Annotated in this window: 23 protein-coding genes; 10 read left to right on the top strand and 13 right to left on the bottom strand. The window is 65.9% G+C overall.

Annotated features, from left to right (window positions below):
• Positions 1-21: 21 nt before the first annotated feature.
• Complete coding sequence (locus EDF40_RS02510; protein WP_123293793.1) at positions 22-201, top strand: hypothetical protein; 180 nt, start codon at positions 22-24, stop codon at positions 199-201.
• Positions 198-1,616 carry an amidase gene (locus EDF40_RS02505; protein WP_221180475.1) on the top strand — a complete coding sequence of 473 codons (1,419 nt, stop codon included), beginning with the start codon at positions 198-200 and terminating at the stop codon, positions 1,614-1,616. The genes EDF40_RS02510 and EDF40_RS02505 overlap by 4 nt, the downstream gene beginning before the upstream one ends.
• A gap of 173 nt (positions 1,617-1,789) precedes the next feature.
• Here EDF40_RS02505 and EDF40_RS02500 read toward each other — a convergent pair whose 3' ends face one another.
• Positions 1,790-2,401 (bottom strand): TetR family transcriptional regulator, encoded by a 612-nt coding sequence (locus EDF40_RS02500; RefSeq protein ID WP_123340212.1) that lies wholly within the window; start codon positions 2,399-2,401, stop codon positions 1,790-1,792.
• 111 nt (positions 2,402-2,512) lie between these two features.
• Between EDF40_RS02500 and EDF40_RS02495 the strand changes: the two genes are divergently transcribed.
• Positions 2,513-3,370: an enoyl-CoA hydratase/isomerase family protein gene (locus EDF40_RS02495; protein WP_123293791.1), complete on the top strand. Its 858-nt coding sequence runs from the start codon at positions 2,513-2,515 to the stop codon at positions 3,368-3,370.
• A gap of 58 nt (positions 3,371-3,428) precedes the next feature.
• On the opposite strand, the gene EDF40_RS02490 is transcribed toward EDF40_RS02495, so the two are convergent.
• From EDF40_RS02490 to EDF40_RS02475, 4 genes are all read right to left on the bottom strand, one after another.
• On the bottom strand, positions 3,429-4,202 hold the full coding sequence (locus EDF40_RS02490; protein WP_123340211.1) for a GntR family transcriptional regulator: 774 nt from the start codon (positions 4,200-4,202) through the stop codon (positions 3,429-3,431).
• Positions 4,203-4,321: 119 nt separating this feature from the next.
• A complete protein-coding gene (locus EDF40_RS02485) occupies positions 4,322-5,830 on the bottom strand; it encodes an FGGY family carbohydrate kinase (protein WP_243648831.1) in 1,509 nt (502 codons plus the stop codon).
• A complete protein-coding gene (locus EDF40_RS02480; protein WP_123340210.1) occupies positions 5,827-7,272 on the bottom strand; it encodes an L-fuculokinase in 1,446 nt (481 codons plus the stop codon). Before EDF40_RS02480 ends, EDF40_RS02485 begins: the two co-directional genes overlap by 4 nt.
• A gap of 41 nt (positions 7,273-7,313) precedes the next feature.
• Complete coding sequence (locus EDF40_RS02475; RefSeq protein ID WP_123293787.1) at positions 7,314-8,153, bottom strand: class II fructose-bisphosphate aldolase; 840 nt, start codon at positions 8,151-8,153, stop codon at positions 7,314-7,316.
• A gap of 267 nt (positions 8,154-8,420) precedes the next feature.
• Here EDF40_RS02475 and EDF40_RS02470 point away from each other — a divergent pair, with 267 nt between their 5' ends.
• Entirely contained in the window at positions 8,421-9,773 is a 1,353-nt protein-coding gene (locus tag EDF40_RS02470) for an FGGY family carbohydrate kinase (RefSeq protein WP_123293786.1), read from the top strand.
• Between the two features lie 10 nt (positions 9,774-9,783).
• On the opposite strand, the gene EDF40_RS02465 is transcribed toward EDF40_RS02470, so the two are convergent.
• Together EDF40_RS02465 and glpX are read right to left on the bottom strand one after the other, a co-directional pair.
• Positions 9,784-11,100, bottom strand: coding sequence for an MFS transporter (locus tag EDF40_RS02465; protein WP_123293785.1), 1,317 nt, complete (start codon positions 11,098-11,100; stop codon positions 9,784-9,786).
• 104 nt (positions 11,101-11,204) lie between these two features.
• Positions 11,205-12,218 (bottom strand): class II fructose-bisphosphatase, encoded by a 1,014-nt coding sequence (glpX, locus tag EDF40_RS02460; RefSeq protein ID WP_395861609.1) that lies wholly within the window; start codon positions 12,216-12,218, stop codon positions 11,205-11,207.
• A 174-nt stretch (positions 12,219-12,392) separates the two neighbouring features.
• Here glpX and EDF40_RS02455 point away from each other — a divergent pair, with 174 nt between their 5' ends.
• Both EDF40_RS02455 and EDF40_RS02450 read left to right on the top strand, forming a co-directional pair.
• Positions 12,393-13,388 carry an alcohol dehydrogenase catalytic domain-containing protein gene (locus tag EDF40_RS02455; protein ID WP_123293784.1) on the top strand — a complete coding sequence of 332 codons (996 nt, stop codon included), beginning with the start codon at positions 12,393-12,395 and terminating at the stop codon, positions 13,386-13,388.
• Positions 13,389-13,414: 26 nt separating this feature from the next.
• Entirely contained in the window at positions 13,415-14,776 is a 1,362-nt protein-coding gene (locus EDF40_RS02450; RefSeq protein ID WP_123293783.1) for an MFS transporter, read from the top strand.
• A 111-nt stretch (positions 14,777-14,887) separates the two neighbouring features.
• On the opposite strand, the gene lpdA is transcribed toward EDF40_RS02450, so the two are convergent.
• Positions 14,888-16,288 (bottom strand): dihydrolipoyl dehydrogenase, encoded by a 1,401-nt coding sequence (gene lpdA / locus EDF40_RS02445; RefSeq protein WP_123340209.1) that lies wholly within the window; start codon positions 16,286-16,288, stop codon positions 14,888-14,890.
• A gap of 23 nt (positions 16,289-16,311) precedes the next feature.
• On the bottom strand, positions 16,312-16,932 hold the full coding sequence (locus EDF40_RS02440) for a TetR/AcrR family transcriptional regulator (protein ID WP_185002685.1): 621 nt from the start codon (positions 16,930-16,932) through the stop codon (positions 16,312-16,314).
• A gap of 133 nt (positions 16,933-17,065) precedes the next feature.
• Between EDF40_RS02440 and EDF40_RS02435 the strand changes: the two genes are divergently transcribed.
• From EDF40_RS02435 to EDF40_RS02425, 3 genes are read left to right on the top strand one after another with little or no spacing between them, the layout of a single operon-like run.
• Positions 17,066-17,866 (top strand): alpha/beta fold hydrolase, encoded by an 801-nt coding sequence (locus tag EDF40_RS02435; RefSeq protein WP_185002682.1) that lies wholly within the window; start codon positions 17,066-17,068, stop codon positions 17,864-17,866.
• Positions 17,867-17,913: 47 nt separating this feature from the next.
• Positions 17,914-18,909, top strand: coding sequence for an NADP-dependent oxidoreductase (locus EDF40_RS02430; protein WP_123340265.1), 996 nt, complete (start codon positions 17,914-17,916; stop codon positions 18,907-18,909).
• A 60-nt stretch (positions 18,910-18,969) separates the two neighbouring features.
• On the top strand, positions 18,970-19,827 hold the full coding sequence (locus EDF40_RS02425) for an alpha/beta fold hydrolase (RefSeq protein ID WP_123340206.1): 858 nt from the start codon (positions 18,970-18,972) through the stop codon (positions 19,825-19,827).
• A gap of 37 nt (positions 19,828-19,864) precedes the next feature.
• On the opposite strand, the gene EDF40_RS02420 is transcribed toward EDF40_RS02425, so the two are convergent.
• Together EDF40_RS02420 and EDF40_RS02415 are read right to left on the bottom strand one after the other, a co-directional pair.
• Positions 19,865-20,575 carry an SDR family oxidoreductase gene (locus EDF40_RS02420; protein WP_123340205.1) on the bottom strand — a complete coding sequence of 237 codons (711 nt, stop codon included), beginning with the start codon at positions 20,573-20,575 and terminating at the stop codon, positions 19,865-19,867.
• Positions 20,576-20,602: 27 nt separating this feature from the next.
• A complete protein-coding gene (locus tag EDF40_RS02415; protein WP_260213303.1) occupies positions 20,603-21,004 on the bottom strand; it encodes a hypothetical protein in 402 nt (133 codons plus the stop codon).
• Positions 21,005-21,206: 202 nt separating this feature from the next.
• On the opposite strand from EDF40_RS02415, the gene EDF40_RS02410 reads away from it, so the two are divergent.
• On the top strand, positions 21,207-21,812 hold the full coding sequence (locus EDF40_RS02410; protein ID WP_123340204.1) for a TetR/AcrR family transcriptional regulator: 606 nt from the start codon (positions 21,207-21,209) through the stop codon (positions 21,810-21,812).
• A gap of 73 nt (positions 21,813-21,885) precedes the next feature.
• On the opposite strand, the gene EDF40_RS02405 is transcribed toward EDF40_RS02410, so the two are convergent.
• Positions 21,886-22,167: a LacI family DNA-binding transcriptional regulator gene (locus EDF40_RS02405; RefSeq protein ID WP_123340263.1), complete on the bottom strand. Its 282-nt coding sequence runs from the start codon at positions 22,165-22,167 to the stop codon at positions 21,886-21,888.
• Positions 22,168-22,324: 157 nt separating this feature from the next.
• Positions 22,325-23,710 carry an MFS transporter gene (locus tag EDF40_RS02400; RefSeq protein ID WP_123340203.1) on the bottom strand — a complete coding sequence of 462 codons (1,386 nt, stop codon included), beginning with the start codon at positions 23,708-23,710 and terminating at the stop codon, positions 22,325-22,327.
• Between the last annotated feature and the right edge of the window lie 218 nt (positions 23,711-23,928).

Here is a 23,928-nt window from a genome sequence, read left to right as displayed (position 1 = left end):
CCCCGCACCAGAGGAGCTCCCATGGACGCGACCGCCCGCCAGACTCTGACCGAGGAGTGGACCGCTCGCGGACGCTCCATCGCCGCCTTCGTCACCGCGAACATCCCACCCGAGGTCGTCCCCGTCTCGGTCTTCGACCACGCGCAGGCGGGACCGGCCGCTGCGGACACCACCGACGCCCGCGACGGAGCCCGCCCGTGACCGACCTCCACCGACCGATCGCGGAACTCGCCGGCATGCTCCGCTCCGGAACGACCACCGCCGTCGCACTCGTCGAGCAGAGCATCGCCCGCATCGACGAGCAGGCGGACCTCGCCGCCTTCGTCCACGTCGACCGTGACGGCGCCCGGGCCGCCGCAGCACGAGCTGACGCCGAACTCGCCGCCGCCGTCGACCGCGGTCCACTGCACGGCCTGCCCGTCGCGGTGAAGGACAACATCGACGTCGCCGGACAGCACACCCGCGCCGGCAGCCTGCTCCTCGGCGACGAGCCCGCCACGCACGACGCCACCGTCGTCACCAGCCTGCGCGACGCCGGTGCGGTGCTCGTCGGCCGCACGAACATGCACGAGCTCGCGTGGGGCGGCACCACGGACAACCCCCACACCGGACGCGCGCGGAACCCGTGGAACCGAGATCGGGTCCCCGCCGGGTCCTCCGGCGGGTCCGGCATCGCGGTCGCGGCCAGCATGGTCGTCGCGGCACTCGGGACGGACACGGGAGGCTCGGTGCGGCTCCCCGCGTCGGTCAACGGCGTCAGCGGGTTGCGTCCCACCATCGGTCGAACCAGCAACGCCGGTGTCGTCCCACTCGCGTGGACCATGGACACCGTCGGGCCGCTGGCCCGGACTGCGGCGGACACCGCCGTCGTGCACGACGCGATCGCGGGGTGGGACCAGCGCGACCGGACCACGCGACGCGAGCCGGTCCACCCGAGCGCGCCGAGCCTCCAGGCCGTCGACCCCGCCACCCACCTGCGCGGCCTCCGGGTCGGTGTGATCGCCGACTACGCGCTCGTCGGCAACCAACCCGATGTCACCGCCGGCGTGCGCGCCGCGCTCGACGCGCTCGTCGCCGCTGGCGCGGTGGTCACCGAGATCCACGTGCCCGGTGTGGACGAGCTCGTGGATGCGCAACTCGTGGTCGACGCTGTGGAGCCGAGCGCGATGCACCTCGACCTCCTGCGCACCAGGCCGGACGACTACGGCGACGACGTCCGGACGCATCTGGAGATCGGGCTCCGCTACTCAGGCGTCGAATACGTGCAGGCGCAGCGTTTCCGAGCGTGGTTCCGCGACGGGCTGCTCGAGGCGATGCGCGACGTTGACGTCCTCGTGACACCGACCCTGCCGTTCACGGCGCTGCCGCACGGCGCGGAGAGCGTCGAACTCGACGGGGGGCCGGCGTCGCTCACGGCCGGGAACATGCGGTACACAGCGATCGGCAGCATGGCGGGCCTCCCCGGACTCAGCGTTCCGATCGGGCTCGACCGGGACGGACTCCCGATCGGGATGCTCCTCACCTCCCGAGCGTTCGACGAGACGCGAGCACTCGCAGCCGGGAACGGGTATCAGGCAATCACGTCGCATCACCTGCTGCGACCGCAGCTTTCTTGACCGCCCGCATGCCAGCCTGTGCTCGCGAGCAACTGCGCACCGCACGTCAGAGGTCGAGTCGCAGCCTCCGCACGCTCAGGCGGGAGCCCATCGACCGCGACGAAACAGTGTCGTGGCTGACCACTCGTCACCGTGCCGACGACCGCCGAACTCGGCCGGTTCACCGTTGGACGTCAAGTGTCTGTGCTCGGACGGCCGAGGCCACCCGATCGCGTCAGCGCAGCGAACGCAGAGTCTGTCAGCTCATCCAGCGGCGAGATGCCGTTGTCCTCGACCCAACCGTCGTAGGCCACCATCAGGCAGCCGACAGCAGCCATCACTCGCGTGCGCACCGCGATGATCGGCGTCCCGACCCGGGGCTCGCGTTTGAGCAGGAGGTCAACGAGTTCTGGGCGCCAAGTCGCCTGCTTCTCGTGAAGGCGTGCCCAGAGCGCGGGGGTGGACCAGACGAGCCGGATCCTGTCGAGGCCGTCCGCCGCATCTTGCAGCAGATCCACTGCCGGAGCAACCGCGGCGCGGAGCGCCGACCAGGCGTCCTCGGTCAACGGCTGGGTAGCGAGAACCGCGGCCATCTGGTCGCCAACGGTGTCGAAGACGTGCAAGACCACGTCCTCTTTGCTGCCGAAGTAGCGCAAGAAGGTGCTGCGTGAGACACCTGCTTCTCTCGCGAGGTCGTCGAAGGTGATGGCGTCGAAACCCGACTCGAGGAATTTCCGCAGACCGACGGCACCGAGTTCGTTGCGAACGGCGGCACGCCCGATCGCTCGCGTACTGGTCCCGTGCATCCGACCATCCTACGAGCCTTGACTTCAGTTGCAGGTACGAATTCTTGTGTCTACAGTGACACTCAGTGTCAAACAAGGCGCTGATGTTCACGCGATACGGAGAGAACACCCATGACCTACGACCTGCCCGCCCTGCACATCTCGGTAGCTGATGGGGTCGCCCATGTCACCATCGACAATCCCCCCTTGAACCTCTCTGACGGGACTCTCCTACCATCGCTGCGCCGGTTCGTCTCGCAGGTGCGTGGCGACGAAGCCGTCCGCGTGATCGTCTTCGACAGCGCTGATCCCGACATCTTCGTGGCGCACGGCGACACTCGGTTCATCACAGAACCCGAGGTGATGGCAGCCGCCGGCGCGGCAACGATGGCGGCGAATCCGGATGCGGAGTTTCCTGCGGACATGAACCTCATGCAAGTTGTCCACGAGGAAGTGCGCTCTCTCCCTCAGATCACGATCGGGAAGCTGACCGGCCTCGCCCGCGGCGGTGGCAACGAATTCCTCATGGCGTTGGACATGCGCTTTGCCGCCATCGGTAAAGCCGGTCAAGCCCAGCCCGAGGTGCTCATGGGCATCATGGCCGGTGGCGGAGGGACGCAGTACTTGACCTCGCTCGTCGGCAGGGCTCGTTCCCTCGAGATCCTCCTCGGCGCCCAGCTCGTCGATGCCGAACTCGCCGAGCGCTACGGGCTGGTGAACCGGGCTCTGCCGGCGGACGAGATCGATGAGTACGTCGGTTCACTGGCACGTCGGATCGGTGAGCTGAGGCCCGAAGTCGTCTTCGCCGTCAAGGAGGCGGTGAACACGGTTCCGAGCGGAGTGACGCGAGGAGGCCTCGCTACGGAGAATGCGCTTCTCGGTCCGTTGTTCACCGCCGACGCGGCAGAGCTTGCTCACCGGCTCCTCGACGCCGGCATGCAGACCCGTGCCGGCGAACTCCGCCTCGAGGCACTGATCAGCGAGATCTGACGGCTTGGGCGCCGGCTTCTCCATGCGAGACCGGCGCCCAGCAGTCACCGTTCACAGCTCAATGGCCGGGGATGTCGACCGAGCTGACGTTCACCTCGAGCGGGACGACGTCGGTTCGCACCCATGTCTCGTACACGTCGAAGCGTTCTTCGTTCTTCGTCCAGGACGTGGATTGCACGCAGATGACCGGCTCGCCGCGCACGACTTCCAGAGCTTCAGCGACTTCAGCAGTCGCGGCCCGCGCACGGATCGTGCGGTGCGCGCCGCGGAGTGGGTAGCCGGCACGCGTCAGCAGCTCGGAGAGGGACCCAGTTCCGTTGAGCACGGCTTCCGAATCGCCGACGATCGGGGCGACGCTTGGCGGACTGTAGTTGACGCTGTACACGGCAGGGACACCGTCCAGGTGGCGAAGGCGGACGAGTTCGAATCCCTCGACTCCGACCGCGACTTCGAGCAAGGCGGCGACGAAGTCCGGCAGCTTCGCTCTCCCCGATCGCAGGACGGTGGTGGTCACGGCGCGGTTCTGTCGTCCGACCGCGTTCTCAAGGAACCCTTCGGTGTTCTGGATCATCCATCCACGGTCGGACGACGGCCGCGACGCGAAGACACCTCGATTCGGGACACGCTGGGCTAGTCCTCGACTCTCAAGGAGCTGCAGGGCCTGCCGGACGGTCGCGCGGGCGATTCCGTACTCAGCGGAGAGGTCCAGTTCGCTCGGCAAACGGTCCCCCACAGCGATCGCCCCGGTCTCCACGCGGACCTGGAGCACATCAGCGAGCTGTTCGTAGTACGGCACAGGCGACTGCCGGTCAATGGCCTGTTGCTCGCTCATCCTGGCTCTCCTCGCATCGCACCCGGGGCGGCATGACACCACCACGTAGACGGTATGACCATCTCATACGGACAACCCGTACAGCCACCGCACGGTGCTCCGCTCCCGACCGATCTCAGCTATTGGACTGCAGGTTGCGAGGATCGCGCCGCCGTCTTCTCGAAGTACCCCATCGCCACCTTCGCAGCGTCATGCTGCTGCGAGATCTGCGTTTCGGTTCGCAGCGGGGCGAGTTCGTCGCCGTTCGTCGACCAGACCGGGAACGCCCCTTGCAGCGCAGCAAGCGCCTGCATCGCCGCCCCCTTGGCGACGTACTCCTCGGGATCGGGGACGACAACAGGTACGTCGACCATCTGCGTCAGGATGTGCTGAACCGCCTCACTTTGCGCAGCACCACCGATGAGGACGACGCGTTCCGTGACGATGCCGCACCGCTCCAACGCTTCAAGCATCTCGACCTGGCTCGCAAGGGTTCCTTCGATGATGGCCCGCGCGAAGTTCGGACGGTTGAAGTTGGTCAGGGACGCTTGATGCAGTGAGGCTCTCGCGTGGGGCAGATCCGGAGTCCGCTCTCCTTCGAAGTACGGCAACAGGGTCAGACCGTTCGCACCTGCCGGGGCAGAGAGCGCAAGGTCCGAGAGTTCGTCGAACGAGCAGCCGAGCAGTGCGGCGCCGAGTTCGAAGTTCCGGCCGGCGTTCAGGGTCGCAACGAGCGGTTGGAACTTGCCAGTGGCGTCCGCGTAGTTGCAGACGTATCCGGCGTAGTCGTGGATCGGCGTTTCGGACTGCGTGTAGACGACCCCGGAGGTTCCGAGAGAGAGCACGGTGTCGCCGGCGCTGACGTCGAGCGCGAGGGCTGCGGCTCCGTTGTCACCGCTGCCAGCGCCCACGACGATTCCTGCGGGGATGCCGGGGATACCTCCACCGGTCACACCGGCGCGGTCGAGCGGTCCGAGGATCTTCGGAAGGGTCACGGTCTTGCCGAACGCATGCTCGACGAGGTCCATGCAGTACTCACCGGTCTCCGGCGACCAGTACGCGGTTGCCGCGGCGTCCGATCGATCGGTGACGAGAGCATCCAGGCCGCCGTGCCCGCTTCCGTACCCCAGGAGGCGCCAGGTGAGCCAGTCGGGGACGATCGCCACCGCGGCAGTTCGCTCGGCTGCCGCCGGGTCCGTGTCTCGCAGCCAGCGGAGCTTCACGACGGTGTCCGAGAGCGTGAGCGGCAGGCCCGTTCGGCGGATCCACGTGTCTCGACCGAGTTCCTCGTTCAGGCTGACCATCTGGCCGTGGGAACCGGTGTCGTTCCAGAGCGGTGAATCGCAGACGACCTCGCCGTCCTCGTCGAGGAAGACCGGAGTGTGCTGTTGACCGCTCACCGCGATCGCTTGCACGTCTTCGAGTCCGCCTGCACGCTCAACCGCTGTGAGCAGCGCCTGCCACCACCGATCCGGGTGGACGATCGTGCCGGACGGGTGTGACGCCTTCCCTTCCCGCACACGGTTGCCGGTCGCAGCGTCTCGAACAGTGACCTTGCACATCTGCGTGGATGAGTCGATTCCTGCGATCAGCATCGTCGACCTCCTTTGGGTTACGGAAGTTGTCTCAGACGGTTCGAACAGCCTCATGCGGGGAGACCCTTGAGGTAGTCCCACTGGGGCTGGATCGTTGCTCGCCATTGAGCGAGTGCCTCGCGTCGAGCCGTGTCGACGTCCACATCTTCCGGATCGCTGTCCTGCCAACTGAGCCGCTGGTCGGAGGCGAGGGCTTGCGCGCCGCGGGAGACGACCTCCGGGAATCGGGAGGCTGTGAGCGGTGTGCCGAGGAGGTCCGCCTTCAGCTGCTGCCAGAGCGGGTTCCCGCCTGCGGGCCCGATCACCTTCACGCGGCTCGCCGTGACTGGGAAGAGGTCGAGCACGTCGGAGAACTGCAGTGCCATCCCGAGGAAGCAGCCCAGGATGAGTTCGTTGGCGGTCGTGTCGGTCTGCAGCCCGGCGATCGCGCCGCGTGTTCGAGCGTTCTTCGTCGGCGGGGGGCTCCCGCGGAACTGCGGGAGGATCACGGGCACGCGGTCGAGCGCCACGTCGCCGGCGACGTACTCCTGGTGGATGCCGGAGATGCTGTCAGCGAGTTCCGATGCGGAACGACCGAGCAGTCCCTGCAACGTCGCGAACGCCGAGCCACCAGTCGGGATCGAGGCGAACAGCGTGTAGTCGGACCCGGTGCAAGAGATTCCGTTCGCGAGCTTCGCGCGTCCTGCTGCCGGACCGAGAGTCGGTGCGTCGGTCAGGAACAGCAAGCCCTCGGTCGTCCCGGTCGAATTCAGCAGCTCGTTGTGTTCAAGGTCGGCGCCGACGGCACCGACCATGTGATCGTGGCCGGCGACGTGGACCATGACAGAGGCGTCCAGTCTGAGCTCCGCGGCCCGAACGGGCGAGAGCGTCGTGCCTTCGGAAGCGGTGCGGAGGTCGGGGAACCGGCTGACGTCCAGATCGAAGAAGTCGCACATCTCGGCCGACCACGTCCTGGCCGCGAGATCGAGCGCCATCGTCCTGCTGGCGAGGGAGAACTCCGACCATCGTTCGCCGGTCAGTTCGGCCGCTACGAACTCCGCCACGTTCAACCACTGCGCATCAGCAGCCCCCGAGCCAGCGTTGTCCACGGCCCACGCCACTTTCGAGATGCCGTAGTTCGGGTTCACCGGGAGTCCAGTGATCGCGTACACGCGATCGCGGCTGAAGACATCGAAGTCCTCGAGCCAGTCCGCTCCACGGTGGTCGTGCCAGAGGATCATCGGCGATGCCAACGACCCATCGGGGCGGACCAGCCCGCCGGACTCTCCCACACCGGCGATCGCGATGCGACGCACCGAACGTCGTGCCGCATCGTCGAGGCCGCGGACGAAGTCGGCGATCTGCTGCAGCAGCGCCTCCACCTGGTAGACCTCTCCCCAAGCGTCCCGGGTCGTCGGCGTCGGGTGCTTCGTCGAGACGACGACGCCGCCCACGTCGTCGAACAGGCACAGCTTGATGCTGGTCGTGCCGATGTCGACCGTGATGGTAGGGAGCACGGGGTGAGGTCCTTCGGTTCGGCGCTGAACGCGGTGACAGGTCAGGCGACGGATGGGTTCAGCGTGCGGATACGCTTCTCGACTACGTGGGTGATGGCGGCGACCGCGTCCGTGGAGACTCGGATGAGCGACGCCTCCTTCGGGTTGGCGTTGTAGGCCTCGCCGAACGAGCGGATCATCGCGTTCCGGAGATCGCTGGCAACGTTGACCTTCACGACGTTGTACTCGTGTAGCTGCGCGAGCTGCTCATCGGGCAGTCCGGAACCGCCGTGGATGACGAGCGGGACCGGGCTGGCGTCGCGGACGGCGGCGAGCAGCTCGAAGTCGATCGCGGCGTTCGGGACGTACCCGTGCTGGTTCCCGACCGATACCGCGAGCATGTCGCACCCGGTCGCGGCGACGAACTCGGCGGCCTGCTGGGGGTCGGTGTGTGCCGCGAACTCGGGAGCGACGTCGTCCTCCTTGCCGCCGATGCTGCCGAGCTCTGCTTCGAGAGCGAGCGACGACGGCGTCAGCTCTCGTGCGATCTTCGAGACGCGCACGTTCTCGTCGTAGTCGTACTCGGAGTAGTCGATCATGATCGAGGTGAAGTCCGCCGCAAGCGCATCCCTCACAGCATCGAGCGACTTCCCGTGGTCGAGGTGCAGCGCCACCGGGACGTCGCACTCTGCCAACCGGCGGCTGACCATGTCGTAGATGTACTCGAACCCTGACAGCGCCGCGTTGGTCGGAGCGACCTGGATGAACGTCGGAACGCCGACCTTCTCGATCGCTGCGACGATCCCCATCGTCGTTTCGATGTTCGTGGTGTTGAACGCGCCGGCGACGAGCCCGCGTGAAGTGCACTCGTTGATGACGTCGATACCGCTGACAAGAGGCAAGAGGGTTCCTTTCGGCCTGCACCGACGGCGTCGCGACGTGCAAGTCGCCGTGTTTTCGGAGCGCTTCGGTGGTCTCGGCGGCTTCCAAGGGGCGCTCGCGGCGGCGCGGATGATTGCGTCATCGCGTCGCTGCGACGGAGATCCGTCTCGGCCGAACCGCCTGGGTTCCCGTCCATGGTAGGCAGGTTGGTACAGATTGTCTAGTCCATATGTACAGTCCAGCGAATTGTCCACATCGGGCTGTTGCGGTCCCGCTCATGGGACAGAATGACGCTCGTGAAGCGCGCACACCGGGGTCCGATCGTCTGCGGGGTCGACATCGGCAGTACCAACACGAAGGTCGTCGGTCTGGGTGCTGACAGTCGAGTCGTCAGCCGAGCCCAGCGACAGACCCCGCGCGACGACACCGATCTGTCCATCGACGCGCAGCAATTGCTTCGGCTCATCGAGGACATGCTCCTCGAGGTCTGCGGGACAGAGTTCGCCGTTCATGCGGTCTGCGCCGTCGGTGTCGGCGAGGACGGCATCCCCGTCGACGCACAACTGCGCCCAACGGCGTCGGCGCTCGCCTGGTTCGATCCACGACGAGCCAGGCTGTTCACCGCCGTCGCCCCGCAGCTCGCTGCAGCTGACGGAGTCGGCGTCGGCGACGATGCCGCAAGAACGCTCGTCGGTTGGCTCTGGGCCCGTGAGCAAGGACAGCTCGAATCCGCAGCAGGCTGGGTATCACTCACTGACTACGCAGCCAGCGCTTGGTCCGGCACCGCCTTCATGAGCGACTCGATCGCGGCGCGGACCGCAGCCTGGGACGGAAGAACTCGCTCATGGGTGCTGGCGCGAGTGGAGAGCACGCTGCGGGATCCGACGCTCCTGCCGAAGGTCCTCACCGCAGGTGAGGCCGTCGGACCGATCCTGTCGAGGCGCTTGGACGAGGCCGGAGTGCTTGCCCCAGGCGCACTCGCGATCGCTGGCGGCCACGACCATCCGATCGGCGGGTGGGCAGTGGACCGGCTAGACCAAGGAGCAGTACTCGACTCCATGGGAACCGCGGAAGTCGTCGTGGCGCAGGCGCCGGAGCAGGTGAACCGAACCACAGGAGTCGACGTCGCGCCCGGGATCCGGAACACCGGCACCTCACTCCTGTCGGTCGAGGAGTTCACCCGGAACGTCGAATGGGCGTCGCTCGACCCAGAGGTTGCGTCGGAACTGCGACTCATTGCGAGCGGTCGAAGGAAGCCGGACGGGTATGTGGACTCGGACGTGTTCGTCGCGGGCGATCGCGGCGGAGGCCGACCGAAGTACTCCGTCGGAGCTCCCGCGAAGGCGACATCGAGGGCGGCGGCAGTACTCGGCGCCCTCGCGCGGGTCGGCGCCGATGCGATCGACGAAGTCACCGCGCTGATGCCCGCACCAGGGCACGTGTACGTGGCCGGTGGATGGTCACGTGCGCCCGGCTGGCTCGCGATCAAGGAACAGGTCAGCGGACGGCGGATGCAGATCGTGCACGAGCCGGAAGTCGCAGCCGTCGGCGCAGCGATGCTCGCGGCGGCCGCGCTGGACTGGGTAGTCGACGCCGATACCGTGATGCGCGCCGACACCAGCCACGAGAGCGCCCGGTGATGCCCCGTCCCTAGGGCAGGTCACCGTGCCTGTCCGCAGCCGCGATCCGGAGGTTGCGGGGATCTTCCTCGCTTCGGAGCGCGAGACACAGCAGCGCCCCGACGACGTACATAGCCACGAAGGTGCCGATGAGGATGGGAACGTTTGCTGCTCCGCCGAGGACACCGACAAGGACCGGGCCGATGAACGCCGAGAGGCCTGCCGCGAGCGTGTACACAGCGAGCGCGCTCCCGCGATCTTCCGCCGGGACGAACGAGGGGACCAAGGCCGTGAGAGGTACGAAGCCGGCCAGACCGATTCCGAGAATCGCCCAGCACAGGACGGTGAGCCAGAAGTTCGGGCCAACCAGCACCGGCACGATGTACAGCGAGGCGGCCCCGACCGCGCTCATGACACACCCGAACCAAAGCACTGTGCGTTGCCACCCAAACCGGTCGCCGAGGACTCCGAAGAAGAGGTTGGCGAAGATGTTCGCCGTGTAGACGATCGTCACGATCTGCAGGTACTGAGACTGCGTGAAACCGATCTGTTCAGTGAAGAAGAACGGCGCGACGACGAAGAGCGCGAAGTTCGGCGCCGTGTTGATGAGCCGTACGAGTGCTCCGACACTGACCCGTGGCTGACGCCAGATGATCGTGAGTCCCTTGGCAAGCTCAGCGATCGCGCTGTCGCCGTTGCGCGCGGGTCCGGCGTGCTGTCGGTCTCGGACGCCGAGGATGGCGGTGAGTGCCCCGAGGACCACGAGGCCCGTCGCAAGCCAGAAGGTGCCGACTTCACCGATGACCGGAATCGTCCAACTGGCCAGCAGCGATCCGAGCGTTGGCAGTCCAGCTCCGAATACGAACCAGAACCAGCCCACGGAGCTTCCGCGCTGCTCCGGTCGGGTCGCGGTGTTGATCCACACCAGGAACGCGTAGGCAAAGAACGGGTACCCGATGCCGCGAATCGAGTACGCGACGACGGCTACCCAGCGCACGTCAGCACCGACGCCGACGGTCAGGAACAGCGCCTCGAAGACGACCCAAGTCGCGGCGCCGATGATCATCACCTTGCGGGGGCCCAGGACAGAGGAGAGGGTGCCAGAAAGCCACGATCCGACGGTGACGAAGATGCCGTAGGCGCTGATCGTCACCGCGGCAGCGGACTCGCTGAAGCCTTCTGTGTCCACGAGAAACGGCGACAGGTAGTTCGACTCGACTCCGTCCCCGATCATGAACAGCAGGACGCCGAGGAACCCGAGCGCGAGTGGGGCGGGCAGGCCGAGCCGGTCGAGCAGCCCTCGACCCGTCGGCACTGCGGCGCTGGCGGTCATGGACTCGTTGGTCATCGCGCGTTCTCCTTCGAACGGATGTGGGGTGGGGGCCGCGCCGGACACCACGGAGGCGCGGCCCCCGACGAGTCACGGTTGATCGGACTCGCCAGTATTGAGAGCTAGAACCACTTCTCCGCACGGTGGTCCGCCTGGATCCGGCGGATGGTGTTCGAGCGCGACCGGAGCACGAGCGAGTCGGTGTGGATCACGCCGCGCGAGCGACGGACACCATCGACCAGCACGCCGTCGGTGACGCCGGTGGCGACGAAGAACGTGTTGTCACCCGTGACCAGGTCGTCCTGGTCGAGGACCTTGTCCAGGTCGTGGCCCGCGGCGATGGCGCGCTCGCGCTCTTCGTCGTCCTTGGGCTGGAGCTTGCCGAGGATCACGCCGCCGAGTGCCTTGATCGCGCACGCCGTGATGATGCCCTCGGGGGTGCCACCGACGCCGACGCACATGTCGATCGTCGAGCCGGGCAGCGCCGCGGCGATGCCACCGGCGACGTCACCGTCGAGCAGCAGACGCGTCCCGGCACCGGTCGCACGGATCGCGCGGATCAACTCGTCGTGACGGGGACGGTCGAGCACGGCCACGACCATGTCCTCGAGGTCCTTGCCCTTGGCCTTCGCCAGCGCGCGGATGTTCTCACCGATCGGCTTCTCGAGGTCCAGGACCCCGCGGCCCTCGGGGCCGGCGGCGATCTTGTCCATGTAGAACACGGCGGAGGGGTCGTACATCGAACCGCGGTCCGAGACGGCCATGACGGAGATGGCGTTCTGACGGCCGGCGGCGGTGAGCGAGGTGCCGTCGATCGGGTCGACCGCGATGTCGCAGGCCGGGCCGTGACCGTTGCCGACGTGCTCGCCGTTGTAGAGCATCGGGGCGTTGTCCTTCTCGCCCTCACCGATGACGACGACGCCGTCGAAGTTCACCGTGCCGAGGAACTTGCGCATCGCGTCGACCGCGGCACCGTCGGCGAGGTTCTTCTCACCACGCCCGACCCACGGCTGCGCACGGATCGCGGCGGCCTCCGTCGCACGCACGAGCTCGAGGGCCAGGTTGCGGTCGGGCTGGAGGAACAGGGAACCGGTCTCCGTAGAGGGCTCGTCAGCGAGTGAAGGCATGGCTCCCATCATGTGACCTGCAACGATTTTTGTCTAGACAGTCCAACGCGTATAGACACAAGCAGCAATCTCGTCGTACTGTGTGTCAGCGGCTCGCCCAACGACGTAGCAGTCTCCGGGAGAACGCCCTGAAACGGCGGGTGCAACGCATCCGCGACGCGACTCCCGAGAGGATCAACGAAGATGCGCGCAGTAGTGCTCGACGGCACAGGCTCGATAGAAATCGCGGACATCCCCGCGCCGACGCCCGGCCCGAACGATGTCGTCATCGCCCCCGAGGCAGTCGGCATCTGCGGTACCGACATCCACCTTGCCTCCGGCGACTACCCCACCGGCACGTTCCCCGTCGTCCCCGGGCACGAGTTCGCCGGTACCGTCACAGCCACTGGTGCTGAGGTCACGAAGTTCGCCATCGGCGACCGCGTGTCGGTCGACCCGAACGTGAACTGTGGCCACTGCGAAGAGTGCCTCGCCGGCGCGACGAACCTGTGCGAGAACTTGGACCCGATCGGCGTGACCGTCAACGGCGCGTGCGCCGAGTTCGTCGCCGTGCCCGAAAAGGTCGTCTTCAAGCTGCCCGAAGGGGTCGATTGGGCAACTGGCGCCCTCATTGAACCACTCGCATGCGTGCTGCACGCGTTCGGGCGCATCAAGCCGATCGAAGGCCAGCGAGTCCTCATCTACGGAGCCGGCTCCATCGGACTGCTCGCTCTCGCGGTTGCGAAGGCGCGTGGCGCGAAGAGCATCGAGATCATCGAACCGAGCCCCGTCCGTCGCGACGCCGCGATCGATTTCGGTGCGGACTCCGCTGGGGCGCCTGGTACGAACTCCGGCGTGCAGGACATCGACCTCGTGATCGAAGCCTCCGGACACCCGGCGGCGGTCTCCGACGCTCTGACCCGACTCGCGAAGCGCGGCACGCTCCTGCAGATGGGCGTGGTCAGCCCCACCGCCACCATCGATCTCCGCCCGTACGACCTGTTCGACCGCGAACTCTCCATCGTTGGCTCGCAGTCCCTCGCTACCTCCTACCCCGACGCGGTCACCGAGATCGTCACCCTCGACGACCTCGCCCCCCGCACCGTCACCCACACCTTCGGGCTCGACGACTACGCCGCCGCGCTCGAGGCAGCGAAGTCCGAATCTGCCCGCAAGGTGCATCTCCTCCCGCAGCAGTGACGCTGCCCTCACGGAAGAAACCCGCCATGTCCACCACGCACATCCGTACCAGCGGCCCGGCCTCGACCGGCTTCATCGACCGACTCGGACTTCCCCGCCCGCTCGTCTGGGGCTTCGTCGGCCTGCTCCTCTTCATGATCGGCGACGGCGTCGAATCGGGCTACATCGCGCCGTTCCTCGCGAACAACGGCGCGGGCACCGAGACGAACGCCGCCATCATCATCTCCGTGTACGGCGCCGTCGTCACCATCGGCTCTTGGTTGTCCGGAGCCTTGTCCGACGTCTGGGGCCCCCGACGCGTGATGATCATCGGCGCCGTCACCTGGGCCGCACTCGAGGTGCTCTTCCTCGCCGTGGCACTCCCCACCCAGAACTACTGGCTGATGCTGGTCATCTACGGCCTCCGCGGTATCGGCTACCCGTTCTTCGCCTACGGATTCCTCGTCTGGGTCCTCGCGGGCAGTCCCGCACACCGGCTCGGATCGGCAGTGGGCTGGTTCTACTTCGCCTTCACCGGCGGCCTTCCCACGCTCGGATCCCTGCTCGCGAGCGGTACCGAGCCGCTCATCGGCGAGTACCTGACCCTCTGGATCTCGTTGGTCCTGGTGGCGCTCGGGGCCGTCGTCTCGCTCGTCGGACTGCGGGGCGCCAAGGGAGGGAACCGACTCGCCCGACCAGAGGTCACCACGGGACGCAGCATCGTGAACTCCGTCGCCATCGCCTTCACCAGCCCGCGTGTCGGCCTCGGCTGCCTCGTGCGGATCGTGAACACCGCGCCGCAGTTCGGTCTGTTCGTCTTCTTCCCGACGATCTTCGCGAAGGACCTCGGCTTCGGAACCGCCGGCTGGCTGCAGCTGGTCTTCGTCCTCGGGGCGGCGAACATCTTTGCGAACCTGTTCTTCGGAGTGCTCTCCGACCGGCTTGGGTGGCACCGCACGCTGCGGTGGTTCGGCTGCATCGGGTCGGCGGTCGCGGTCCTCGCGTTCTACTTCATCCCACAGGCCACCGACGAGTACTGGGTGTCCGTGCTGTGCGCTGCGTTCTTCGGTGTGACGTTGGCCGGCTTCACACCGATCTCCGTGCTCATGTCCCTCATGGCACCGGGGCAGAAGGGCAACTCCATTGCAGTGCTCAACCTGGGTGCCGGCGCTGCGACGTTCGTCGGACCGCTGATCGTTGCGATCTTCCTCGCACCGCTCGGAGCTGGCGGTGTGACGATCATCTTCGCCGCGCTCTACGTCCTCGCTGGCATCTCCGTTCGTTGGCTGCGCGTCCCGGAGGAGTCCGCGAAGGTCGTTGCCACCGGCGGCACGCTGCAGGACCTCGCCGAAGATCCTGAGATGGTCGCTGGCACGCCGGCTCCGGGAACGCCGGAGCAGCTGAAGTAACGACTTCTCGGCCGCACCGTTCGGCGGCCGGGAGCTACGAGGGTGGACGCGATCGCGTCCACCCTCGTTTCATGTGCGACCGCGCGCGATGCGACAGGCCACGCAACCGGCTCAGAGGTTGATCATGTGGCCGGTCAGTCCGTGGAACGCTTCTTGGAGCGCTTCTCCGAGTGTCGGGTGGGTGTGCACGTTGCGGGCAAGCTCCGCGGCCGTGAGGTCCCACTTCTGCGCGAGCGTGAGTTCGGGCAGCAACTCTGCGACGTCGGCACCGATCATGTGTGCGCCGAGGAGTTCGCCGTGGGCGGCGTCGGCGATGAGTTTTACGAACCCGCTCGGCTCGCCGAGGCCCTGCGCTTTCCCGTTCGCGGTGAAGGGGAACTTTGCGACGATGATCTCGTGGCCGTCGTCGCGAGCTTGCTGTTCAGTGAGGCCGAAGGATGCGACCTGCGGCTGCGTGAAGGTGGCGCGCGGCATCATCCGGTAGTCGCCGAGCGGCAGGGTCTCCGCGCCAGCGATCGTCTCTGCTGCGACGATGCCTTGCGCCTCCGCGACATGGGCGAGTTGCAGTTTTGCGGTCACATCGCCGATCGCGTAGATGTGAGGGACGTTCGTTCGCATGAAGTCGTCGATCGCGATCGCGCCGCGTGTGGTGAGCTGTACGCCGGTGGCCTCGAGGCCGAATCCGAGAACGTTCGGGGCGAAGCCGACGGACATCAGCACACGGTCTGCTGTGATCACGTCAGTCGCCCCGGCCGCGTCGACGTAGGAGACGTCGACGCTCCTGCCGGAATCGGTGACGGTGTCGACGCGGGAGGAGGTCAGGATGTCGATGCCGAGCTTCTTGTACTGCCGGGTGATCTCCTTCGACACCTCCGGGTCCTCGTTGGGGAGGGCCCGGTCCAGGAACTCGATGATCGTGACGTCGACGCCGTAGTTGCGGAGCACGTACGCGAACTCCATGCCGATGGCACCGGCGCCGATGACGATCACAGAAGCGGGCAGCTCGCGCTCGAGGATCTGGGTTTCGTAGGTGACGACGTTGCTGCTCAGTTCGACGCCTGGGAGGCTGCGGACGGTGGATCCCGTGGCGATGATCGCATCGTCGAACGTCACCGTTTCCGCGCCGCCGCCGGTGAGTTGGACGTCGATGGTCTGGGCATCGCGGAACACACCGTATCCGTCGATCTCGGCGATGCCGTTCTTCTTCATCAGGTAGTGCACGCCCTTCACGCGGCCGTTGGCTACGCGCCGGCTGCGATCGAACGCGACGCCGTAGTCGAACTGGACGGTGCCGGAGATGCCGAAGACGTCTGCTTGGCGTGTGACGGTCTGCGCCAGCTCGGCGTTGCGCAGCAGCGCCTTCGAGGGGATGCAGCCCACGTTCAGGCACACCCCTCCCCAGTAACGGCTCTCGATGACGCCGACCTGCATACCGAGTTGCGCGGCGCGGATCGCGGCCACGTAGCCCCCTGGTCCAGCTCCGAGGATGACGAGGTCGTAGTGAGTGCTCATGGTGCCCTTCCTTCCGGGTTCGCTTACGCGGCGGTTTTCGCTGCGGTGGTACAAGGCAGGCAGGCGTCGACCTGACTGCGGATGTCGGCAAGGACCTCGTCGAGGGAACGCTGCGCGAAGACCGTGGCGGTGGTGCTGACGTGCACGATCGCGGTGACGACGCGAGCAAGCACTTCCGCGTCCTCAGCGGGTACACCACTGCCTTCGAGACGGCGCGCGACGCCCGCCTCCAAACGGCCGGAGAGCATCAGGCCGGTGCGCCGGTGGGGCTCGTCGGGATCTCCGAAGACAAGCTCGTGGAGGTACGTACGGCCGTTCTCAACCTGCTCGCGGACGCACTGCACAACGGGCATCAGCACCGCCATCACACGACACGTCTGCCCCACAGGCTCGGGCGCAGCGAGGCCCTGCTCTACGGCGTCTGCAAACTTGTCGTTCTGCACCATGATCAACAGTTCCGCCTTCGTCGCCGCGTAGAGGTACAAGGTGCCGATCGCTACGTCGGCGCGATCCGCGACCTGCTGCGTCGTCACACCGCTCACGCCACGCTCCGCGAACATCTCACGCGCCGCCCGCATGATGCGGTCGCACTTGTCGGTCTTGGCCCGTTCGCGCCGCCCTACTGATTTCTCTTGTAGTGCCACAACATCTCCTTGACAAGATAACTGAGTTGACTCAAACTTGAGTCTACTCGGGGTTTCCGACGTTTCGAAAGGTCGAGAGGACTCATCCATGAGGCTCAGTAAGGGGCCCTGGCGCGATGTACCGACGAGAACCATGGCAGCAGCCGGGACACAGTTCGCGGTTCGTGAGTACGGAGCGCACTCCGAAGTCCCGCTCGTACTCCTGACGCATCTCGGTGCGAATCTGGACAGCTGGGACCCTGCCGTCGTGGATGCTCTGGCGCTGGACCGTCGTCTCATCGCCATCGACTACCGCGGCGTCGGCGCATCCGCCGGAGTGGTAGCGGACACCTTCGACGCTATGGCTGCCGATGTGATCGCTGTGCTCGGGGCACTCGAGTACGAACGGATCGATCTGTTTGGGTTGTCGATGGGCGGCATGGTCGCTCAGGCCCTGCTCGGCCAAGCACCCGAGCTGGTCGAGCGGGTGGTCCTTGCTGGCACGGGACCGCAGCACGGCCCGGGGCTGAAGGCGATGACCGGGGTCGCGATCCGTAGCACCGTACGGGCCGCGTTGACGCGCCGGGACCCGAAGCAGCTGCTGTTCTTCACCCGCAGTGCCGCTGGCCGCGCCGCTGCTTCCGCGTATCTCCGGCGGCTGACCGAGCGGAACAGGAACCGGGACAGTTCCGTCACGCCAGCGGTATTCCGGGCGCAACTTCGCGCCGTGAACCGTTGGGGGGACGCGGCGGCGCCGTCGGCGCCGTTGTGGTCCTCCCCAACACTGCTGATCCACGGCGAAGAAGACCGGATGGTCCCCGTCGTCAACGCACACGCCTTGCACGCACTCCTGCCGGACAGCTCCTTGGCCACCTTTCCGGACTCTGGACACGGTGTGGTGTTTCAACACCCCACGGCCGTCACCGACACCATCCGTCAGTTCCTTACCCGCTGACCGCCCGTCCGTATTCATCGCCCCTACCGACAGAGATGGAAGACATCATGCAGGCGTTCGTCCTGACCAAGTACAAGCAGCCCCTTGAACTCCGAGACATCCCCGAGCCCACCGTCGGCGAACGCGACGTCCTCGTCACGGTCGAAGCCGCAGGGCTCAATCAGCTCGACGAGAAGATCCGGGAGGGCGAGTTCAAGCCGATCCTGCCCTACAAGCTACCGACCACTCTCGGCCACGACGTCGCAGGGACTGTGATCCGGGTAGGAGGCAAGGTCAGCCATTTCAAGCCGGGCGATCAGGTGTACTCACGCCCGAGGGACCACCGCATCGGCGCGTTCGCCGAACGTATCGCCATCGACGAAGCCGACCTCGCACTCACGCCGACGACGATCACCACGATCGAGGCCGGATCGTTGCCGCTCGTCGCGCTGACCGCATGGCAGGCACTCGTGGAGCGCGGCAACGTCCAGCCCGGGCAGAAAGTCCTCATCCACGCCGGTTCTGGCGGTGTGGGCACAATTGCCATCCAGCTCGCGAAGCACCTCGGTGCCCACGTCGCCACGACGGCCTCTGCAGCCAACGCCGATTTCGTCCGCCAACTCGGCGCCGATGTGGTCATCGACTACCGCAGCCACGACTTCGAACAGGAACTCTCCGGCTACGACTTCGTCCTCGACAGTCTCGGCGGCGAAAATGTCGCCAAGTCGCTTCGCGTTCTCAAGCCCGGTGGGAAGGCCGTCAGTATCAACGGTGCGCCCGATCCTGCGTTCGCGAAGGAAGCCCACCTGAATCCGGTCGTGAAGCTCGTCGTCGCTGGGCTGAGCCGCAAGGTGCGCGCCCAGGCAGTGAAGCTCGGCGTGACGTACGAGTTCCTGTTCATGCGAGCCGACGGTGCGCAGCTGCAGAAGATGACCGACCTCATCGAGCGCGGGATCATCCGCCCTGTCGTCGGCGCGACATTCCCGTTCGAACAGATTCCGGCTGCACTGTCGTCGCTCGGGAAGACGAGTATCCGCGGCAAGGCCGTCGTCACACTCTCTTAGCCAGCATCCGACATCGAGACCGCACTCTCTCTTGATCCCAACGAAGAAAGCCCCGTCGTCATGAGCACTCCGACCGAACCCGTGATCACCTCGTACGCGAACGCGCCCGCGAAGACCATCACCACCGGCGGCGACACGTTCGCCTACCGGGAGCTTGGACCCGAGGGCGGCATTCCGGTGGTGTTCTTCACCCACCTTGCTGCGACCCTGGACAACTGGGACCCACGGCTCGTCGACCCGATCGCCAAGCAGCGCCACGTGATCACCTTCGATCAGCTCGGAGTCGGCGCCTCCAGTGGCGCCGTCCCATCCACCCTCGAACAGGCAGCGGACGACGCCTATGCGTTCATCACCGCCCTCGGCTACGACAAGATCGACGTCTTCTCCTTCTCCATGGGAGGCATGATCGCGCAGGATCTGACTGTCAAGCATCCATCCCTGGTCCGCAAACTCGTTCTCACCGGGACCGGCCCGCGCGGCGGCAAGGACATGGACAAGGTCGTCGGGGCCACCTACTACGACATCCTTCGCGCCGCCCTCACCCGGTCCGATCCGAAGGAGTTCCTGTTCTTCAACCGAGACGTCCCCGGCAAGAAGGCCGGCAAGGCGTTCGTGGAACGGCTCAAGGAGCGCACGGTCGACCGCGACAAGAAGATCAACAACAAGGCGTTCGGCACCCAGTTGAAGGCGATCCAGCGGTTCGGGCGCTCACAGCCGTCGGATCTGTCCGTGATCATGCAGCCGACCCTCATCGCCAACGGTGACCACGACCGCATGGTGCCATCCGTGCTGTCGACTGATCTGCGGAACCGGATCGCGAACAGTGAGCTGATCATCTACCCCAACTCCGGTCACGGCGGCATCTTCCAGTACTGGGAGGAGTTCGCCCCTGTCGCGGTGAAGTTCCTCACTGACTGAGCCCACCTCGGAAGGGCGGCAGTGCCGCCCTTCCGTCTCAGGCGAAGGGCGGCAGCTCTGGGTAGAGCGCTTCGATGGGGCCTGCAAGAGCTGCCTTCACCTTCGCGGTCTGCTCGTCACCGATCACCTCGACAGCTCCAGCCTGCAACGCGTCGAACACCTGCCGGACGAGATCGCCGGGTTGCAGCTTCTGCCCCTGCGCCTGCGCCGCCATGGCGGTGTCGACATAGCTCATGTGCACCCCGATGACGTGCACGCCTCGTGGTGCGAGTTCGAGGCGCAAGGCGTTCGTGGCGGCCCAGAGAGCGGCTTTCGCGGCACTGTACGCGCCGCCATATCCAAGCCAGCTGCCGATGGAGTGCACGTCGATCAGGATCGGGTGCGCTGCCTTCAGCAGCGCTGGGGTGAATGCGCGGGCGAGCAGGACCGGGGCGAAGAAGTTGATCTCCATTGTGGTCCGCAGTTCGGACTCGGCAATGTCGATCAAGCTGGCCGTCGAGGGGCTGGCACCGGCGTTGTTGACCAGGACAGTGACGTCGGTGGCGGAATCAGCCGCAGCCTGGATGGAGGTCGGGTCGGTGACATCGAGTTGCAGTGCGACGATGCGCTCATCATCCCAGGCGCGCGGGGTGCGCGCGGTGGCGTACACCTTCGCCGCACCCCGGGCCAGGGCTTCGGCGACGAAGTGGGTGCCGATGCCACCGTTCGCGCCCGTCACGAGGACGACGGCGCCGTTGAGTGAGGTCATGGAGGCTGCTTTCAATAGTGCGCAGGGTCAGCTGCGGGTGAGCGCGGGGTGGTCGGTGTAGCCGTGGGCGCCGCCGGAGTAGATCGATCCGGGGTCACCCGCTTCGATTGCGGACGGGATGATCGGCTGACGGTGATGCGGGGTGTTTCCCAGGTGCGACATGCATTCGACGTGCATCAGCTGGGTGAACAGGTGCCCGGCACCGCAGTGCACCCGTTCGGTCACGCGGCGCCACCCTGCGATGCGCTCCGGCGTGAAGATACCGGGGGTGTCGAGATACCCCTGCCCATCTGTGGAGGGTTGTGTTCCCCCGGTGATGAGCAGCTCGAGCGAGGCGCGCTGGCTGTAGTACTCGGCGGCTAGGGCACCCGGGGTCCCATCGGTATTTGCGCGGCTTCTCGTCATCAGGGTGCGAGCGAGCCAGTGCACCAGCTCGATGCGGCTGAGAGTGAAGAGGTGTCAGGGGCGGAGGGTGCGGGCATAAGCGGACTCATCTCGAGGGGTCGACGACGACGGGGAGGGGTCTCCTCGGTGCCTGTGGGAAAGTAGGGCGGTAGGATCTCTTCCCATGCCACTTACTGACTCTGCTCAGCACTGAGCGTAGTCGTCTTCTACTCCCGGAGGGTCGCTCGTGACTGTGCCATCGACAGGAGCCGGCCGGCGCGAACGCAACAAGCAGGACAAGCTCGCTCGCATCACCGCGGCCGCGTCGGCTCTGTTTGCCGAGCGCGGCGTCGATGAGGTGACAACGCAGCAGATCGCTGATGCGGCGGACATTGGCACCGGCACGCTCTTCCTTTACGCGAAGACGAAGGGCGAACTGTTGCTGATGGTGCAGAACCACCACTACAAGGCTGCGCTCGAGCGCGGCACGCGACTCGCCGCGGAATCAGACACCGCGCTCGATGCGGTGATGGCAATCACCGCACCCATTATCGAGTGCAACCGTGCCCAGTTCGATAATGGACGGACGTACCTTCGCGAAATGGCATTTGGGGACCACACGGAAGAGAACCACGCCGCGGCGCTCGCAATCGTCGGTGACACGGAGATTGCGGTCAGCGGCCAGCTCAAGCGGTTTGCTGTCACCCCCGAGGCGGAAGCAATGAATCTCGCCCGCGTGGTGTCGGCGGTTCTGTTTCTGACGATGGCTACTTCGCCGAAGACGCAAACGGTGTCCGAGATAATGGCCGCAACTGAGCAGCAGCTTCGGGCCGCGATACGCCCGCGAAGATAGCGACCCTCCGATGTCGCCGAACTGACGTTGGTCAACCACGATCACAATCTTCTGATGCGGGCGGTGGTCAAGATTAGTTGCCCACAGTGGAATGACTGCTCGTCGCGTCGGCATGACTGGTGCCGCTGTGAGGTTTCCGTGCGAGATCCGCTGCTGCCTCGTTCTTGACGTAGCCGAGGTATGACATCGCCGCCAGAACTCGATGCCGGGTGACCGGTCGCACGTGCCCAGTTTTGTTGATCACTCGCGATACGGTTTGGTGGGAGACCGATGCCAGGGCGGCGACGTCATAGATGGTCGGAGCTTTTGGCGGCTGATCCTGCTCGGACAGCCAGCGCGGTCGTCGGCTACTCATCTCCGGGCTCAACATCCATGATCGGCTTGTCCTCTCCGAGAAGCGCGAAGCTGAGTTGTCTCCGCTGTTGGGCCAGCATGCAACGGATCCGTGGGCCACCGCTCGCTGCACTTCCAGAGCTGAGAGGTCAGGGCTTCGCTTGATGGTGTCCGGGCGACTATTTTGGCGCTCGGATGCTCGTTGTGGAGTCAGTGCTTCGACGACCGACCGAGATGGGGATGATGGCCAGCGCGCCAAGAATCCCGACGATTCCACCGACGATGTACACCGCGGTGTAATCGCCGGTCGCGAGTGCGATGATCCCTCCCGCGACGAGCGGCCCGACGGCCTGCGGCACCTGGTTCGCCAGTTGGATAATGCTCATGAACCGGCCGTTTTCGTTCTCCTCGCGTGGCAGAACGTCCTGCTGAATCGCTTGATCGACTGCGCCGTAGACACCGACGGCGAGCGTGCTGAGCGCGCTGCCCAGGAGGAACTGCCCCTCGCTCTGAGTGAAGGCGACCACGACCATTCCGGCGGCCAGAATGAACGCACTTGCGATCAAGAACGGCTTTCGGCTGTGGAATCGGTCCGAGAGGTACCCGCTGGCGATGGCGCCGACGATCGCCGTGACGATGCCGATGAGACCCGACGTTGCAAGGATCGGGGCGGCCTCCGCGAGCGTGATGTCGAGACGCTGCCCGAGGAGGTAGACGCCGTAAGTCGTGGAGAAGGACAGTGCGAGGAAGACCAGAGCTCGGCTGATCCATACCCAGCCGACGTTGGGGAACTTCCGTGGGTTGAAGTAGAACCCTCGCGCGATGGACTTGATGTCGACGGGCTTGCGCTCGCTCACCGATCGCTTGTCCTTCATCAGGCCCGCGAAGATCAAAACGAAGATGAGCGCGAACGCCGCCGGAGCCGCGAACATGATCACGGGGATCTTCACGAACGCACCAGCGAACAGGATTCCGACGATCGGGCCGATCTGCGTAACTGAACCGGTGAGGCCAGAGACCTTCCCTCGCTGTTCCTCGGGGATGAGGTCGCTCTGGTGCGTCAGGAGCATTGCGCCGGCAGTCGAGTATCCGACGTAGGCGATGGACCATCCGACGATGAGGAGCGGGATGGACGGTGCGAACCCGACGATGAGCGATCCGAGCAAGCCCACGATTACCCCGCCGATGATCCAGGGGCGCCGGCGGCCGAAGCGGGATCTCGTGCGATCGCTGAGTAGCCCGGCGAGCGGGGTGGTGAAGAGGACGATGATGCCCGGGATCGCGATGGCGAGTGCGATCGCGCCGTTTTTGCCGACCGGATCGATCTGCTGTACCCGAATGGAGAGGGAGTAGCCGATCGGGGTCACCCACGCGACGTACAGCGCGAGTGTCGCCACGACCAGACCAATGATGTAGCGCGCGCTGATCTTCTTCAGGGGGTCGGCGCCGTGGCGGACCGCGTCGCCAACTCCCTCCGCAGCGATTTCGAGTCCGCTCGGAATGCCGAGTGGGACCTCGTTTGGCTTTGCTGAGGAGTGCGGCGCGGTGCCGTCGGGTGAGGACATATCAGAACTCCGTTGTTGTGATGAGTGACGCAGGCGGTCAAGTAACGCGCGTTACCGAAGTATCGCCAGTGCAGGGTCTAAAAGCAAGAGGTGGCACTGATCTGGCGTAACGCGCGGTACCAGCGGCCGTGCACCCGCTGCTAAGGTGGCGGTCACGCTTGCCGAAGGTGAGAAGACGTCGCTTGGCATGACGTCTTCGTTCCGCTCCCAGTGACCGT

The sequence above is a fragment of the Curtobacterium sp. PhB170 genome (assembly GCF_003752345.1).
Classification (GTDB): Bacteria; Actinomycetota; Actinomycetes; order Actinomycetales; family Microbacteriaceae; genus Curtobacterium.
Note: the sequence above shows the minus strand (reverse complement) of the source record. Positions and strands in the feature narration are given on the sequence as shown.